Origin of the sequence: Hyphomonas sp. (assembly GCF_040882205.1) — a bacterium.
Taxonomy (GTDB): domain Bacteria; phylum Pseudomonadota; class Alphaproteobacteria; order Caulobacterales; family Hyphomonadaceae; genus Hyphomonas.
On the sequence record NZ_JBBEBT010000300.1, the window covers coordinates 1 to 13811 of the forward strand.

Annotated in this window: 12 protein-coding genes, 1 tRNA gene and 1 pseudogene; 5 read left to right on the top strand and 9 right to left on the bottom strand. The window is 62.3% G+C overall.

Annotation, left to right across the window (positions count from 1 at the left end):
- Positions 1–215 (top strand): annotated as a pseudogene (locus WEA77_RS12815) (hypothetical protein); the annotation flags it as partial.
- A 2-nt stretch (positions 216–217) separates the two neighbouring features.
- Here WEA77_RS12815 and WEA77_RS12820 read toward each other — a convergent pair.
- Positions 218–3604, bottom strand: a complete 3387-nt coding sequence (locus tag WEA77_RS12820) for an AsmA-like C-terminal region-containing protein (RefSeq protein WP_368068273.1) — start codon at positions 3602–3604, stop codon at positions 218–220.
- 94 nt (positions 3605–3698) lie between these two features.
- On the opposite strand from WEA77_RS12820, the gene WEA77_RS12825 reads away from it, so the two are divergent.
- The 3 genes from WEA77_RS12825 (at position 3699) to WEA77_RS12835 (ending at position 6084) form a co-directional block, all read left to right on the top strand.
- Complete coding sequence (locus WEA77_RS12825) at positions 3699–4163, top strand: peroxiredoxin (protein WP_368068274.1); 465 nt, start codon at positions 3699–3701, stop codon at positions 4161–4163.
- A 210-nt stretch (positions 4164–4373) separates the two neighbouring features.
- Entirely contained in the window at positions 4374–5582 is a 1209-nt protein-coding gene (locus tag WEA77_RS12830; protein ID WP_368068275.1) for a peptidoglycan DD-metalloendopeptidase family protein, read from the top strand.
- Positions 5566–6084 carry a polymer-forming cytoskeletal protein gene (locus tag WEA77_RS12835; RefSeq protein ID WP_368068276.1) on the top strand — a complete coding sequence of 173 codons (519 nt, stop codon included), beginning with the start codon at positions 5566–5568 and terminating at the stop codon, positions 6082–6084. Before WEA77_RS12830 ends, WEA77_RS12835 begins: the two co-directional genes overlap by 17 nt.
- A gap of 183 nt (positions 6085–6267) precedes the next feature.
- On the opposite strand, the gene WEA77_RS12840 is transcribed toward WEA77_RS12835, so the two are convergent.
- From WEA77_RS12840 to WEA77_RS12875, 8 genes are all read right to left on the bottom strand, one after another.
- Positions 6268–7671, bottom strand: coding sequence for a tetratricopeptide repeat protein (locus tag WEA77_RS12840; RefSeq protein ID WP_368068277.1), 1404 nt, complete (start codon positions 7669–7671; stop codon positions 6268–6270).
- Between the two features lie 135 nt (positions 7672–7806).
- Entirely contained in the window at positions 7807–8427 is a 621-nt protein-coding gene (locus WEA77_RS12845) for a TonB family protein (RefSeq protein ID WP_368068278.1), read from the bottom strand.
- Between the two features lie 11 nt (positions 8428–8438).
- On the bottom strand, positions 8439–8852 hold the full coding sequence (locus WEA77_RS12850) for an ExbD/TolR family protein (RefSeq protein ID WP_368068279.1): 414 nt from the start codon (positions 8850–8852) through the stop codon (positions 8439–8441).
- Between the two features lie 15 nt (positions 8853–8867).
- A complete protein-coding gene (locus WEA77_RS12855) occupies positions 8868–9281 on the bottom strand; it encodes an ExbD/TolR family protein (protein WP_368068280.1) in 414 nt (137 codons plus the stop codon).
- Positions 9281–9793 (bottom strand): MotA/TolQ/ExbB proton channel family protein, encoded by a 513-nt coding sequence (locus tag WEA77_RS12860; protein ID WP_368068281.1) that lies wholly within the window; start codon positions 9791–9793, stop codon positions 9281–9283. The genes WEA77_RS12855 and WEA77_RS12860 overlap by 1 nt, the downstream gene beginning before the upstream one ends.
- A gap of 34 nt (positions 9794–9827) precedes the next feature.
- Positions 9828–11225 carry a MotA/TolQ/ExbB proton channel family protein gene (locus WEA77_RS12865; protein ID WP_368068282.1) on the bottom strand — a complete coding sequence of 466 codons (1398 nt, stop codon included), beginning with the start codon at positions 11223–11225 and terminating at the stop codon, positions 9828–9830.
- 35 nt (positions 11226–11260) lie between these two features.
- Positions 11261–12028: a DUF3450 domain-containing protein gene (locus WEA77_RS12870; protein ID WP_368068283.1), complete on the bottom strand. Its 768-nt coding sequence runs from the start codon at positions 12026–12028 to the stop codon at positions 11261–11263.
- 444 nt (positions 12029–12472) lie between these two features.
- A tRNA-Gln gene (locus tag WEA77_RS12875) sits at positions 12473–12546 on the bottom strand.
- A 216-nt stretch (positions 12547–12762) separates the two neighbouring features.
- On the opposite strand from WEA77_RS12875, the gene WEA77_RS12880 reads away from it, so the two are divergent.
- On the top strand, positions 12763–13811 hold a 1049-nt coding region (locus WEA77_RS12880), incomplete at its 3' end, for a S49 family peptidase (RefSeq protein WP_368068284.1).

Genomic DNA, 13811 nt, shown 5'->3' on the forward strand with positions numbered 1-13811 from the left:
CTCCTTTCACAGTGGCTTTATTGAAAGCCGCTCAAATGGCGAAAACCAATGGTGACGCACTTCGTCTGATCCGCTCTGGAAATGTGTTTGTAAATGACGTTCAAATCACAAACGAGAAGCAATTTCATCGCTACGAAGACCTGCTTGCAGGCCTGAACGCGTATAAAGTGAAATCGAGCAGAAAAAGCGTTGCGTTGGTAAAAATCATCGACTGAGCTCAGAACGTCTCATCCTTGATCGGCGGCAATTCCTTCGGCAGCGGCGCATCCGGCGGACGCAGCGTGGCTTCCGGGATTTTTGTATCCGACGGATTTTCGAAGATGCGGCGGATCACGCCCGGCGCCAGCGCCGAGAGCGGGTTCACCGACACGCTCGCCTTGTCGAGTTTCCCGCGCACGCCATAAGTCAGGGAGAACACGCCCTCGCCGTCGCGGCCGACGACCAGGTCCCCAAGTATCGGAATTCCTCCGAGGGCGGAGTTCACGCCGAAACTCGGCACCAGCACGCCGTCGATCTCGATATCGGTGGATCTGGAATCGATGAAGCCGCTTGCCGTCAGTCCGAGCGCGGGGCCCTGCGCCTTCGCGCCGTTGATAATGTAGCGCCCGGCGGAAATTTTCAGCGGCAAGTCGATCCGGCTGAACATGACGCCCTCGCCCGCCAGCGTATCCGCCAGCCCGCGCAGCGAGGCAAGCGACAGGATCTGCGTCAGGAAGGGCGCATTGCTCATCCGCGCGCCGGAAATACTGATCATCAGGTCCGCCGGCGTATTGCCCTTTTCCAGTGTGCCCGACATTTCAATCGAGCCCCCTGAGATGAAGTTGGACTCAAGGAACGCGCTGGCGAGGAAACCTGCATCGCCGGATGAAACCTTGATCTGCGCCGGGCCGGCGCCCCGTGCGTCGATCGACGCGTCCAGCGGCGCACCCTCGCCCGCGATACCGCTCGCCGACAGGGTTTCGAGACCGCCCTTGCCGGACGCCATCGCAAGTTTCGCATTCCTCAGGTCGAGGCCCGGCCGGATCGTCAGCCGCTCCACGGCGGCGTCGATTGTCATCGCGGAACCCTCGTCAGCCGCCTCGCCGCCAAGCCCGCCAAGGCCCGGCATCAGGCCGGAGATATCGAGATGCTTGCCGCCGAGTTTCAGGATCAGCTGATTGCTCGGCCCACGGCTTATGCGTCCGTTCACGTCGGCCACATTGCGAAAATAGGCGCGGCGCAGGTCAGCCGAGTGAAGACGCATATCCAGCGCGCCAAGCGTGAAGTCGCCGTCGAGAACCGCGCCGTCCGCCGTAAACCGCACCTTCGAGGTCGTCTTGTCGCCGGCCTTCGAATAATTGATCGTCGCCGCCGAGGCGCCGCCGCGTGGTTTCAGCCAGCCGATCTCCGCCATGTCGAGGCGCGCGTGCGTGAAGTCGATGCCGACCGTCGCAGCCTCCAGGTCTGCGCCTTCCAGCGTCGCGCGCACGTCCAGCGGCGCCTCGCCGGTCATGTAGGCGCGGCCCAGCAGGCCGAAGCCATTGAGAAAATCCGCCGTGACCAGTCCCTTCGCCGTCAGGTCCGCAGGCTTGCCGTCTTCGGCGAATGTATCCTTCCAGACGAAATCAACCGGCGAGGGTCCGAGCTGGCCCTGCCCGGACATCACGATGCCCTTCTGGTCGAGATCAACCTTCACCGCGCCGCCGGTGAAATCGAAGCCGAATGCGGCGCCCCTCAGGCCGGTGTTGCGAATGGTGCCGAAACCGGTGAAGCGCATGCCCTCATACGCAACATCGCTGAGCGCCGGCCGGAACATCTCGTAGGTCATCTCCGCATCGCCGGACACGCGCGCGGGATCCAGGTTAAATTCCAGCCGCGACTCGCCCAGCGTCTTCACGATATTCCGGGCCGGTCCGCGCCCCTTGGCGAAGACCCGGAACTCCTGGCCGCGCGGATTGAACGCCGGGAAATCGACAAGGCCTTCGGTCACGGCCCAGCCGGCATAGTCGCCCTTGTCGACCACGACCTTGAAGCTGTTGCCGGTGAGGCGTCCGTTGCCGGCGGCATTTTCCACCGGCGGCAGGTCCGACAGGAATTTCACGCGCGCGCCGTCGACCCCGAAGGTCACCTCCAGATCGGTGTCGCGCAAATAACCTTCCGCGAAACTGTCGCGCTGGAGGGTGACGCGGCCCTTCACATCGCGCGCGGTGCCGGTTTCGACCTGAACCTTGCCGAACTGGCGCGCGCCGCCCGCAAGCTTCACCGGCCAGAGCGCAATCACGGTTTCGAGCGGCAGCGACCCGGGAACGGATGCATCGAGCACGCCGATCACCGGAGGCTCACCCTCCTGGCGCTCCGGCGTGCGCGCCAGATCGCCGGCGAGTTCGAAACCCGCGCCGCCGATCACGAACTTCGCCGTCGCCGCGCGTACCGCCAGCGCATCGAGATCGACTTCGCCCGCCGCAGAGACACTCGCCAGATCCAGCGGCGCTTCCAGGAAGGGCGTCAGGTTCGCCGTCAGGGCCGGGCTCGACAGGCGAAATGGCCGGAAGCCTTCGCCGGTCAGCGCACGTTCCAGCTGAAGGTCTGCGCGGCCCTTGAACACGCCGGTGCCGGAAGATTCGATTGTCAGGGCCAGCTTGTCATCGGACCGCCCATAGGCGCCGGAAATGCGCAGGTCGTCTACCGGGTGAACTGCGCCGCCCAGCATCAGCTTGCCCGGGCCGCTGCGCGCATTCAGGCGTACGTCCTCGATACCGGCTGCCTGTGTGAAACCGACCGACACTTCGAAATTCGACTGCAGCCCTTCGGAGCTTGCCTCGCCCAGACCGGTGCGCCGGAAGAGTTCGCCGAGCGGCCAGTCTGCCACGCCGAGTTCGGCGAGCATCCGCGTACCGATCTCGCTCGTCTGCATGCGGATGGCTATGCCGCCAGGAAAGCCCTCGCCGAGGCCGCTGCCGGAAAGGGTGAGGCTCAGGCCATCCGGCGTGCGTGTCAGGTTGCCCGTCGTATGCTGCACGGTGCCGATGCGTTCGAGATCGGCGGAGCGCGCGCGCAGCTCGAAGCCGTCAAACCGGACGGCCTCGAAGGTGAGGGAGCCATCGGTCTGCGCCAGCGCGGCCAGCCATTCCGGCAACACCGTGTTGGCATAGTCGAGCCAGCCCTGCGGCGTCGTCGGCAAGGCGCGCGCTTTTATTTCCGGCAAGGGATCGCCGCCCAGCGTCCAGGCATTGGCGCCCTTGTGATCGAGGCCGATCCAGCCCTCCCGCAGGCCGAGCCGCAGCACTTCCACCCTTCCCAGCACCAGCGCAGAGGCCGACAGCACGATCTCGGCACGCGCCGCCTCAGCGGCCGGCCGGCCTTGCGCATCCATCATGCGCACATTCTGGGCGGTGATCTGGACGCGCTTCGATTCCGGCGACCATTCCAGCTGCAGCGCGCCGATCGCCACGACGCGCCCGCCGCGCGCGTCGGCCAGCGCATGCTCAACATCATCGCGAAAAGGGCCAAGATCGAGCGGACCGCTGGACAGCCGCACCAGCAGCAAGCCGCTGGCCGCCATCAGCACCAGGGAAAAGGCGCCGAATATCTCCATGACGATGACGGACGCGGTCTGGCGGACCAATCGCTGGCTCCTCAAAATTTCCGGTATTGCCGCAGGTCGATTGGCACATACAGACTATAATTGCGTGAACAGGCCGATACCATGGGAGAACTGCATGAGTTGCGAGCTGAAATCCGGCGACAAGGCCCCTGCCTTCAGCCTTGAGACGACCGCCGGTCCGAGACGCCTGAAGGATTTCGCGGGCAGTCCCCTCGTGCTCTACTTCTATCCGAAGGATGACACGCCCGGGTGCACCCAGGAAGCGCTCGATTTTACTGCACATGCGAAGGCCTTTGCAAAGGCCGGTGTGTCCGTGCTCGGAGTGTCTCGCGATTCACTCGCAAAACACGAGACGTTCGCAGCCAGACATGGACTGTCCGTAATGCTCGGCAGTGACGGCGGAGGCGAAGTCTCGGACGCCTACGGCACCTGGGAGGAGAAATCGATGTACGGGCGCACCTACATGGGCATGGCGCGGCGCACCTTCCTCATCGGCCCGACCGGGCGGATCGTCCGTGTATGGCCTAAAGTGAAGGTCAAAGGCCATGCCGAAGAGGTTCTTGCAGCCCTGGCCGGATAATCTGCCGGTTGCCCGGAAGGCCGGCCCGGTTGCCGCAACTTTGCGCGAGTTAATGAGAAGTTTACGGTCAACTGCGAACATTACTGAAAAATATGGATAGCGGGGCTTCCGCACCCTGTCGAATTGGGTATGTATGGCCCGGGGAATGGGAAGCTGGCTGCAGGCAATCCTGCAGCTATATAAGAAGTTTCCAGCTTACAGGTAGCTTGCATGGCGAAGTGGAGTTCGAACCTCAAGGCGACGTTCGATCGTGCATTCCCGGAACGCCAGATTTACCACCGCAGTGGCGGTACGGTCCGGTACATTTCGGTCTCTCCCTGGCAGCAGGCCATCATGGCCGCGGGCGCAACCGCCCTTGCCGGCTGGACCGTGTTTGCAACGGCGAGCTTCGTTTTTGGCGGGGGCGAGACCACTTTAGCCGGCGGCGAAGGCAAGGAACTCGCCAAGTACGAGCGCTGGGTCCAGGACCTGCGCGCCCGGGAATCGCTGCAGCGCACCCTTCTGGAAGAGCGCTCCAGGGAAACCGCCGACCTCGAGAAAAAGCAAAAGGCGCTCGAGGAACTGCTTAACGACATGCGCGAGGATGACGGGCAGAAACTGTCCGCCCTCGAAGGCGACGGCGCCTCCCTCCTGGTCGAGGCTACCATCGAAGAAGCCGACCGCCGACAGTCCCGCGATGCCTACCTGATGACTGCCGGTCTCAGCGTTGCGGCCGCACGCGGCACCCCGAAAGCCATCGAGCAGGATATCTACCGCCTGTTCGACCGGATGGAAGACCATGCCGCCGAGCGGGCTGAACGGGCCCGCGGCGTCCTGATGCTCACCGCCGTCGGCACCGAGACCCTGCTGGCCACCAGCGGCATTGGCGGCCCCGAGGTCTCGATGGGCGCCCTGACCTCCTCGGCCTCCAGCTGGTCGAGCGGCGACCAGGACTTCATGACCCGGATCTTCCAGGCCCGGGCCCGCATCGCCGAGATGAAGCACTATGAAAAGGTCGTGGACACCCTGCCGCTTGGCGAGCCGGTCTCCGTGCCCTTCCGCTATACCAGCCCCTATGGCATCCGGGTCGACCCCTTCACCAAGCGCCCCTCGCCCCACATGGGCGTCGACATGGCCGCTTACCGGGACGCCCCGATCGTGACCACCGGCCCCGGCAAGGTCAGCTATGCCGGCGCCCGCTCGGGTTACGGCCTGCTGGTGGAGATTGACCACGGCCATGGGTTCAAGTCGCGTTACGGACACTTAAGGTCGATCACCATCTCAAAAGGTGATAGTGTTGAGGTTGGCGACCTCGTCGGGCGAATGGGCTCGACAGGCCGCAGCACCGGTGACCACCTCCACTACGAGATCTGGTACAACGGCAAACCATATGACCCCAACAAGTTCCTGAAAGCAGGCCGACATGTTCACAAAAAATAACAAATCCCCGGACGTAGCGCCCGTAGAGCCGCCGAAAGTGGTTCCGGCGCAGGACGCCATCCGGGGCGCGGCGACGAAGTCAGCGGCCCGGGCCGCATCGATCATTTGCGCCGACATGAAGATCAACGGCTCGGTCATCTCCGAAGATTCGCTCCAGATCGACGGCATCGTCGACGGCGACGTTACCGCGACCGACATCACCATCGGCGCCTCCGGCCAGATCACCGGCGAGGTCAAGGCCGAGGTCGTCAAGGTCAAGGGCAAGATCCGCGGCTCCATCCGGGCCCGCAAGGTGGAGCTGGAAACCGGCGCCCACGTGAAAGGCGACATTGTCCATTCCTCGCTGCAGATCCAGTCGAACGCCGTGTTTGAAGGCCAGGTGAAACATGCGGACGATCCGCTGCGCGAAACCGGCCCCCAGGCCGCCAGTGAGACCAAATCCAGTCTGAGCGCCGCTGCGCCGAGCCCGGGCGCCTTCGGCATCTCCTCTCAGCCGAGCTGATCGGCGCGCAAACCTCAAACGACTGAAGACGCCGGCCTGACCCGCCGGCGTTTTTGTTTGCCGGGGTAAGCGCGGCGCGGCCCGGTCCGGCCCGGTCCGGCCGTCAGCAAGGCCCTGCCACATGCGAAAAGCCCCGGACCAATGGTCCGGGGCTTTTGCAGATGGGCTTGTCAGGACGCCGGATCAGACGGGCTGGGCGTTGCGGCACTGCGGGGTTGCTTCAAACTTGGCGCGGCCTGAGGTCAGGCGCGCACCGACCGTCTTGCAGCCTTCCGGCTGGGCGTCGCCAAGGCCCTGCAGCTTCTTGCATATCTTGTCTTCATTGACGAGGTTGAGCACCGCCGCCTGGACTTCGAAGCAGATCAGCGCATCCTTTGTGTCCTCCTCGGACTGCATGAACTCGAGCCAGCCGCGGCCTCCCTGGTTGCCGGCCTGACGGAAGGCTTCCTTGGCACCGGCGCGGTCGTTGCGCTCGAAGCGGGACTGGCCGATACGGACCCAGATGGTGCCGCGATCCTTCACGCCGCCAAGCTGGAGCGCACGTTGCAGCGCGTCCTCGGTTTCCTTCCATTTCTGGATCTCGCTGTAAGAAGCGCCGAGGCGCTCGTACATCGCGCCGCCGCCGCCCATTTCAGCCGCCTGGCGGATCACCGGGATCGCCTTGTCGTGCTCACGCGCGACCTGGTAGAAGTCGGCGAGAAGCGACATCTTCTCGACCGTCTTCTTGATCCGGCCGGCGTTCATTTCCTTCTCCAGCACCTTCGCGGCGTAATAGGGCGCGTTGAACTGGTTGTAGAAGTTCACGATCCGCATGAGCTCGTCTTCGGTCTTCAGCAGACCAGACAGATACATGGCTTTCTGGACTTCAAACGCCTTGTGCTGTTCGTTGCCGTTGAAATAGTTACCGGCAATCGCGTCCCAGTACTTGCGCTCGGTCGGATTGCGCTCGACCAGAGTTTCCAGCACAGCGGCCAGTTTCGCCTGATCGCCGCTCTCGTTGTAGAGGAACACGAGCAGGTCATACAGCGGCTGGTCGAACTTCGCGCCGTCTTCGCGGCGAACCTCTTCCGCATACCGGATGGCTTCCTTGAAGTTGTCGACGCGCTGGTACAGCACTGCGAGTTGCCATTTCTGCTGGCGGTCGGCCTTGCCGCCGGCAGACTGCCATTTCTGCATGTATTCGAGCGACGACTTGATGTCCTCGAGCTGCAGGTAGATCTGGGCAATGTTGTAATAGGTCTGCGCGACGTCGGCCGGCGGGACATAGCCTTTGGCGATGGCATCGAGCAGGTCCTTGATGGCGCCCTGGCGGTCACCCTTCTCGATCTTGATGTACGCGGAAATGCGGATGATCGCGCTTTCCTCGTAGCAGTTCAGTTCCATGCCGCGCAGCTGGTTCAGCTTCGCAATCGCGGTTTCATAGTCCTTGTTGGTGAGCGCGGCCTGTTCGGCCTCGAGATACAGCTGGCCCGTTTTCGAGCTGAACTGCGTTTCCGTGCAGCTGCCCTGGGCGAGCGCGGTGCCCGCACCCATGAGGCCAAGCATCCCTGCCGCCACTGCGCCTTTGAGGAAAACTTTAAGTCGCATCATTCTCTCCTGGCCGCATTGCAGCGGCAATCTCTCTCACTGACCTGGCCAGCCCAACGGTCTTCTTGCCGTTGTGGGCGGCGGGGAAAGGCGGGCGGCGGAAGACATCTGACCGCCGCCCGGCCTTCAAAGAACCTACTGGATGTTGAATTCCAGAGGGTACACGACGTTCCGGCGCTCGACAGCCTTGCCGCGAACGATCTTCGGCGCGAACTCGACCCGGCCGACAGCCCGTTCGGCTTCGGTCTTGAAGACGCTGTCAGAGCAGGTGGCCTGGACGTTGTACGGCTTGCCGCGCGTATCCACGTCAAAGCGCACATCACAGGTGCCCGAAGTGCCACGCTCCTGAGCGCGCTGCGGGTAGGACGGCGTCGGCGGACGGATCGGCTGGGCGTCGCGGTCAGACACAGCCACCGGATCGATAGCGATTGACTTCATCCGGCCCAGATCAAGGCTCGGAACAGCGCCTTCGATCCTGGGAGTCGGCAGGTTGATGCTCGACTTGGTAGCCGACTGTCTCGGCGGCGGAGGTGGCTTGGCAGACGATTCGATGCGCTGCGGCTTCGCCCGCTGACGGGTGCGGACATCGGAGTCCTGGGACTGCGGCGTAATCGCCGAGAGTGTGCGGGTTTCCTTTGTGTTCAGCGTGATCTCGTCAACCGAGATCAGCGCACTCATCAGCAGGAAGATGGCAATAGCAATGGGGGCCGCAATCGCGAAACTGATTGCAAAGCGACCGACGGGATTACTGAACATGGCTCTTCTCCCTAGCTGTTGGTCTTGGCTGAGATATTGATCCGGGTCGTTCCATCAATCTTATTGATGGCTTCCATCACTTCAACCATTGTTTCGGCTGACGAGTTCACATCCGCCTGAACCACAACCTCACCGCGTGGGTTGTCCACGCGCATCTCCTTGATGGTGAAGCCAACTTCGACCATCGGGATCTGCTTCTTGTCGATGAACACCTCGTCATTCGCACTGATGGCAATGAGAATGGCGAGCGGCTTGGCCTGGAACTTATTGTCCACTTCAGGGCGGATAACCGGCACACCCGGTTCCCGGATGAACTGCGCCGTCACAATGAAGAAGATCAGCAGGATGAACACCACATCCAGCATCGGGGTCAGGTTGATCTCTTCCCCGCCGCCGCCTGCAGGCGGCCTTTGTTTGCGTGCCATGAACCTACTCCTGACTTACGACTGCGAGATGACGATGTTGACGCGGTCCTGGAAGCCGGCGTTATACGCCTCGTCCCGGATTTTCACGACCACACCGCTTTTCGTCTTCGGGTGAGCTTGGATGATAATCGAACTATTGGGCGTTTCTGCGATGACCCGCTCAATATTCGCACGCACAGAGCTGATGTCGGCCAGGCGGCCGTTCACGGTGATCAGATTGCTCTGATCCACATAGATCAGGATGGCCGGAACCTGCGGCTGGTCCTGCTGGTCCGGCGACGGCGGCGGCGGCGGTTCGAGGCCGATGGCCTCTTCCCGGGCGAACGTCGACGTCACAATGAAGAAGATCAGCAGGATGAACACCACATCCAGCATTGGCGTCAGATCGATTTCGGCCGACTGCGCTTCCTTGGTACCGCGTCCGCGCATCAGCCGATCTCCATCTGGTCTTCAACCCGCTGAACGGACCGGTTTACCTTGCGGTCCATGCCCGAGGTGATGAGAACGCCGGAAAGCGACGCCACCATGCCCGCCATGGTCGGGATCGTCGCGCGCGACACACCCGCAGACATGGCCTTGGCATCTGCGCCCGATGTGATGGCCATGATGTCGAACACCGACACCATGCCCGTCACCGTTCCGAGCAGTCCGAGAAGCGGCGCCAGGGCGACCATGGCTTTGGTCAGCTGGACGTTTTCTTCGGCCTTCTGGCGCACTTCCGACACGAGCCTGTCACGTACCCAGTGGGCAAGCTTCGATTTCTTGTCAGACCGGGCCCGCCATTCGGCGACTGCCTCGTTGGCAATCGCGTCATGCGCAAAGCGAAAGTAGAAAAACCGCTCCAGGATCAAGGCCCACATCACAAACGTCGCCGCCATGATGATCAGCAGCACGGGGCCGCCTCGATCCAGAAAGGCCGTTAGAGCGTCTAGACCCAACATCGGGTTACTCCTCCAGGGCTGTTAAGGGGCGGGCTTATGCCCGGGCCCCATGCAGCGACTCCATTTTCTCGGCGACAAGACCAGCGGCCTGTTCGTCGAGGATCTGCTGGTTCGAACGCGCCATCGAAGCAACGACAGCGTGGATGAGCACCAGCGGGATAGCCGCAACGAGACCCTGGACGGTCGTGACGAGCGCGGTCGAAATACCGTCAGCCATGAGTTTCGGATCGCCTGCACCGTAGATCGTGATCGCGGTGAAGGTAATGATCATGCCCACAACGGTACCGAGGAGGCCGAGCAGCGGAGCGACCGAAGCCAGAACCTTGATGATGTCGAGGCCCCATTCGATTTTCGGCGACTCTTTGAGGATCTGCTCGTCGAGTTTGAGTTCGAGCGTTTCGATATCCCGGCTGCGGCTGTTCTCGTAGACTTCGAAAACGCGGGCCAGCGGGTTGCCGGTGCCGGCCTGACGGGTCTTCGACGTGCTGCGCATCGCGGCGCCCTGGGTGAAGAGGGTGAACATCTTGTAGAGGCCCAGCAGGATGCCGACGAAGGCAAGGCTGAGGATCACGTAGCCAACGAGGCCGCCGTGGTCGAGGCGGTCGGAAAGCGTCGGCAGTTCGCCGAGGATACCGAACAGGTTGCCTTTCGACGGGTCGACCGGCGCTTTCACGACGGCGCCTTCGCCGGCGTTGATCAGCGAGCCGATGGCCGAGGTATAGGCACCGCCCGGCTGACGGCCGAAGACCTGCAGGAAGGTTTCGTTGCCTTCGCCCTTGCGGACCTCGACAAACTTGCGCCCGTCGACCGTTGCGGCGGTGAACACGCCGACGCGGATCAGTTCGGCTTCAGCGTTGGAGGCGTCCGGGCCAATGCCGTTCACGACTGCGGTGAAGGTTTTGACTTCAGATTGCGCGATCATTTCCTGGAGCATCGCCTTCGGCAGACGCTCGAGCTGGCCGCGGTTCGGGAGAACGCGGGCTTCAGCGATTTCGGCAATACCGGCAACGCGGTCCTTGTAGTCGAAGTTGGACAGCGAGTTGGCGATTTCCGGCATCGTTGCGCCGGCTGCCGAACGGAACTGGCCAAGCATTTCCTGGAAGTCGCCGGCGAGGGTGGAGACCTGCTCCTCCAGCGCGCCGAGTGCAGCTTCGTTGGCGTCGAACTCGGCGCTCAGCGTGCGGGCGCGGCCTTCGGCAGAACCAAGCGCGTTGCGCGCGGTGGCCATGCTGGCGGACTGGCCGGCTGTGTCGGCCTGGAACTGCTTCAGGCGGGCCTGGTCTTCAGCCGACATCTGGTTGGCGTCCTGGCGGACTTTCGCCAGAACATCGCTCAGCGACTGGGCCGAGGCAGGCGCAGCGGCAACGAGGGTGACCGATCCGAGAAGAACCGCAGCGCCCAGGGCCTTAAGGGTGGTTTTGAACGTTTTCATAACTCTATGACCTTCGTATCTGATCGTCTGGCCGGTTACTGGACCGAGAATTTCTGAACGGGAGCGAACAGGACGACTTGCTGGGCCTTGCCTTGGGCAACGCGAACAGCGCGGCGGATCTCTGCGGCGTAGCTGCCGGAAAGCGGCTGCCATTCACCCGAAGCGCGATCATAACGGGCGGCTTTGCCATCCTGGGTGATGTAGACCAGCGAGACGCGGCCATAGAGGAACATATCGACCGTGGTCGGGTTTCCGCCAATGGCAATTTCTTCCTGCCAGGTATCGATCGTGCGGCCGTATTCCATTTCCGCCGAATAGGCTTCCATGATCATGCGGTACTGCTCGGCCGTCGTGACGTTCGGCGTGCGCATGAGGGCGTCGAGCGAGTCTAGGCGGGTCTTGCGCTCGTCGGCCTTGAACGGAAGGTCGGCGGCGACGAACTGCTTGAGGTCTTCGATCATGCTGAGGAGCATCGGGACCGTCTGGGCCGTGATGTCATCGATCGAGCCGAGCTGTTCGGTCAGCGAGGTGATTTCCTCGCGCTGGCTCTGAACCACCAGCTCCTGCTGTCTCGCAAACAGCTCTGCCGCATCGCGGCGCTGCAGGAGGGTGCGATACTCGCGGACCATGTCCGAACGGCTATCGTCCAGCTGGTTGATCTGGTCCTGGACCTGTTCAGCCTTCCGGGTTGCTTGCTCGCCCGTCGTCAGGGCCTCGCGAAGCTGGGCGTGGGCCGGTATGGCCAGGCCCGCAATCAACGCCGCAGCAATGACGCTGCGGGCGGGTGACAGAATTTTCTTCATGAGGTTTGCCTCTCACTCTCCAAACGGTCGCGCTCAGCCGGCGCGCAAATTCCTGGGTCTTGGGCGCACCTGCTGGCGAGGGCGTCCCGATGATCTTCGGCTCAACACACACGAGCCGGCAGTTGGAGATGGAAGTGGAAGGAGTAACCCTCATCACCTCCCCTGATTGTTCGGAGCGTGTTCCGCTCTCTCTATACTAGGCTGGCTACGTCCGGTCGATTTCTGCGCCGGACAGCGCCAAGCCCTTAGCGATGAACCTCGACGGTAACAATCCTCTAATTTCGGATCAATCTCGCTTTACCGTTCGTTTAGAAAATACCCGGGCCTCCCGCGAACACAATCAGCCCGGCGCAGTAAAGAGGCATAAAGGAGCATGTCGCCCACTGATGGCAACACCTTTGTGACAAGGATGGCAAAGTTGACGGGGGTGTCACATCGGCGAGATGGCTGGGGTGCTAGGATTCGAACCTAGGGTGGCGGTACCAAAAACCGCTGCCTTACCACTTGGCGACACCCCAACAGTGGAGCGCGCGAAATAGCTACTCTTTGTGTTGCTGGCAACTCCCGAAACACGCTTCACCTGTGAACTGTGTTTTGCGGCGCTATCCATTGCCCCGGGCGAAACCGAATCCAGATACCCCTGCTCACGAGCCCTTTACTTTTTATCGATTATCAACAATATCGACTATCGAGATACTCCGGACTCCAGAACCAGCAGAGGAATTGCCCCGGTCATGAGAACCTTCTTCCTGTCGATGGCAGGTACTTTCGTCGCCATAATCCTCTTCATGATCCTCGGCTTCTTCATGCTGTTTGCGGTGATCGCCACCGCCGCCAGCGCGAAGCCGCCGAAGCCGGACAATGTCGTCCTGTCGCTCGACCTCAATTCCGGCCTTCCCGACCAGGCGCCGCTCGGCGGCTTCGCAGCCTTTTCAGGCGTTCCGGGGTTCACGGACGTCCTGCTCAAGCTTAAGGGCGCCGAGACGGATGGCTCCGTGAAAGGAATATACCTGCGCGGATCATTGACCGGTATTGGCACTTCGCGCGCCGAAGAGCTGCGCGCCTCGCTGAAAAGCTTCCGCGACTCCGGCAAGTTCGTCATCGCCCACACCCAGGGCATGATTGGCCTTGGTGGTCCGTCTGCGTATCATTCGATCACGGCCGCCGAAGAAATCTGGATGCAGCCGGGCTCCGACTTCATGATCAACGGCGTCACCTTCGAGACCGAGTTCCTGAAAGGCCTGTTCGACAAGATCGGCCTCACCCCCCAGATCTACGCGCTCTATGAATACAAGAACGCGCCGAACTCCTATAATGAGACGTCCTATACCGAACCGCACCGCGAAGCCCTCGAAGGCCTCGCCACCTCGCTGTGGAATACGGCGCTCACGGACATTGCGGCCGACCGCGGCATGCAGGTGCCAGCCCTGAAGGCCCTTCTCGAATCCGGCCCGAAACCAGCCGAAGCCGCCCTTGAGGCCAAGCTCGTCGACAAACTCGGCTGGCCGGAAGACGCAGAGGAAGCTGCGCTGGAACGCGCTGGCGAAGATTCCGAACTGGTTGATCTGCTCTATTATGACGCCCCTGCCGCGAAAGCCAAAGCCAGGGATGGCATGATCGCCGTCGTCGGCGGTGAAGGCGCGGTGGTCACCGGCGGCGGCGGCTCGGGTTCGCCTTTCGCCGACGCCCCCGGCTTTGCCTCGGATGTCATCGCACGCGCCATTCTGGACGCTGCCGAAGACGAAGATGTGAAGGCTATCGTCTTCCGCGTCGACAGCCCCGG